Source organism: Prevotella sp. CAG:592 (genome assembly GCF_000436015.1).
Classification (GTDB): Bacteria; Bacteroidota; Bacteroidia; order Bacteroidales; family Bacteroidaceae; genus Prevotella; species Prevotella pectinovora.
This window is the reverse complement of sequence record NZ_FR892572.1, coordinates 41,362-44,088: the sequence shown is the minus strand read 5'-3', so window position 1 is coordinate 44,088 and position 2,727 is coordinate 41,362. Positions and strand designations below refer to the sequence as shown.

At 45.6% G+C, this 2,727-nt stretch carries 1 protein-coding gene and 1 pseudogene; one reads left to right on the top strand and one right to left on the bottom strand.

Annotation, left to right across the window (positions count from 1 at the left end; genetic code table 11):
- Positions 1-436, bottom strand: a 436-nt coding sequence (locus QVO99_RS05720; RefSeq protein WP_288176982.1) for a TMEM43 family protein, incomplete at its 3' end; no start/stop codon positions are given.
- 1,114 nt (positions 437-1,550) lie between these two features.
- Here QVO99_RS05720 and QVO99_RS05715 point away from each other — a divergent pair.
- Positions 1,551-2,727: pseudogene (locus tag QVO99_RS05715) on the top strand (hypothetical protein); the annotation flags it as partial.

The window sequence follows — 2,727 nt, the reverse complement described above, 5'->3', positions numbered from 1 at the left end:
TGGAGTTCACCGGTTCGCTCTTCCACCCCTTTTCATAAGTATATGTGGTTACAGTCTCTTCACTGCCGCCGAGCTTGTCTTTCTTCGTCTTCTTGGCAACCTCCACCCACTGATAGTATTCCACACTGCGCTGCAGGGCAATTGCGCCAACTTTGATTCCGAACACATCGTCGGTCAGTGTGTCTTTTGTCGTGGCGAGTCCTGTGGCATGTACGAGTTTGCCGTTTAGTGACGGGCTGATGTTTGTGATGTCTTTCATCTCCACATAGTTGCCCTGTGCCTCTTCAAGCATTCTGGTGGTTTTCACCGCTCTGCCTTCGTTCCACCATAATAGACAGGTTCCGATGATGAACATGAGGATTCCGGAGAATACACCGCCTACTGAATTTTTCAGTCTGCTACCGTAGCTGGTAGTTGTTGTTTCTGTGTATGCCATAATAGTTATGTTTATTGGTTAATATTTCTTGTTTGGTTTCATCAGGTGAGGAGTTCCTTTCCCCTTTGCTCCCCTTGGCCTGTTGTTCTGTCAATTTATCAGGATTTATCCTTTGTCAGTTTCTGTGAGGAAATTTCCCGACACGCTTTGTTTTTTGTCTGGGGCAAAGTTACGGATGAAACCGGATATCCCACATTGCAAATCTTCTCAAAAAACTTGCAATTACTACTTATTTCATTTCTCCTCCCGTCTTCGGCGGCGTTTCCCTGATGACAAAACCGGCAGTTTTGCCAACTCCAGTAAACAAAACCTTTTACTTTGAACGAACTCGACATTTTCAAAACTTACACTGCTAAAGTGTTGATACATAATGTGTTAAATAACGATTCTGACAGGATTTGCCAATTTTGATGTTGCCTATAAGAGCCTTGAGGCAATAATTCTTGATTTTCCTTCAAAAACATCATTTTCCAGTCTTCAGATTCAATTTTCCTTCAATTTTTCAGTGCTTTCCTAAGTTATCGCCAATGATGCTAATAATCATCTCTGTGTATACAGTAATATCCTGTTAGCATTCATTATATCGGCTATCCCCCTTCTTGTATGCCTCAAATCTTTGTATATTCCTGCGTCTGTTCCGATTTCATTAAGTTATTTTACCAAAATGTCAATTTGAGAAGATTTGCAATTTTTTTGGAAGAAAATGCAAGCTGATTTCCTTTGTTTCATCCTTACCTTTGCACCAGCAAGAGCGATGAACAGCCAGGCTGCATCGCTACCATCACAAAAATACGATATATATGATATTGCGCTCCGTGTGAAAGTGGGCGTCGGGAGGTTGCCGAAAGGCAGACATCATGGTTGATGGGGATCAACAGAGGCATACCGTTTGCCTCGGGAGCCGGATAAACAATACCGGCTCCAATCCCCGCCAGCATGGATAGGATGAGAAAGACCATTGATGCAATGGTATACATATTATATATGCATTGACTCAAGACGGAAAATAGATGACGGAAAACAGACGTTAGGTGAAAAGACGAAACCATAATCAAAAACTGATAATATAAAGAGAGTGAGACAATAACATTCATCAACCATAAACTATAAGATTATGAAAATGACAAAGACTATCGTTGCCCTCGCACTCCTGTTTGGATGCAGCGCAACAACAAACGCACAGATTGGCGGACTCCTGAACAAAGCAAAGAAAGCCGCCAAGGAAAAAGTGGAAAATAAAGTGAAAAAGGCAAAGAACGACGCTCGGAACAAGGCAGAAGACGCAGCCATGGAGAAGACTGGTATGAAGAAGGCCGGCTACGACCCCAACCGCAAGTATAAGCCAAGCAAGGAAGCTCTCGCTGCCGACCCGCAGGCTAACGACCAGACCATCCAGGAAGGATTCACCAAGAGCATCGGCGATATCCATGCCTGCTATGAGCAGATTCAAGACGTTACACTCTACTCACCTTATTACACCGACGACGCCAAGCGCTTCTACGGCATAGGAGCTGAAGAGGGCACGTTCTACAACATCTTCTTCGGAATGTTTTCAGAAACATTGAAGTATGACGGTATTCACAAGGCATACCATTATCCTAACTTCACTCCTGTGAATCTGGCTAACGACCAGATACAGGTGCCTTGCGACGAGTTCGTTCTCAACTTCTGGACTTGCCGTTTTATGGCTGACCCTAAGTCGGAGAAAGCTCTAAAGGAGTTTGTCTATGCCTACACTTGGCTCAATTCTATGAATGTGAAAGCTATCCGCCACTATGCCATGAAGGACGAGACGGCAGGCGTGATCGGCGACAACGCAATACTGCCTTCTAATTTCCGGCAAATGCGCTACGACCGCGACAACATGGCTTATGGTCTGGCAGTCACCGTCACTCCATACGAGAATCTGCTGAAGCTTGCCAACGAATGTGCTGCAGGCATCACGGCAAAGGACGGCAGCGGTTTCTCAAGACTGCTCTATCACCTCGTGCTCAAAGTGCTCGTTGACGACTTCCTGCCAAGACACAAGGATGCGAAGAACGATGATTCGTTGAGGCTCTTGAGTCTGAAGCTCGATACTCCGCGCATCGGAGAGCTCCTCGACGCCTATCAGAATGACTTCGTTGATGCCGTTTCAGAGCCTAAGGGCGTCACCGTGGATGCCAAGACCCGCAATGCCGGTATCGCTGCAGCGAAGAAATTCGCAGGTGCAAACTTCGAGAAGGCTGTGTTCACAAAGAGCTCATGGCAGACGTTCAAGGAGTCTAAGTATCCTTACCGCATAACAGCCT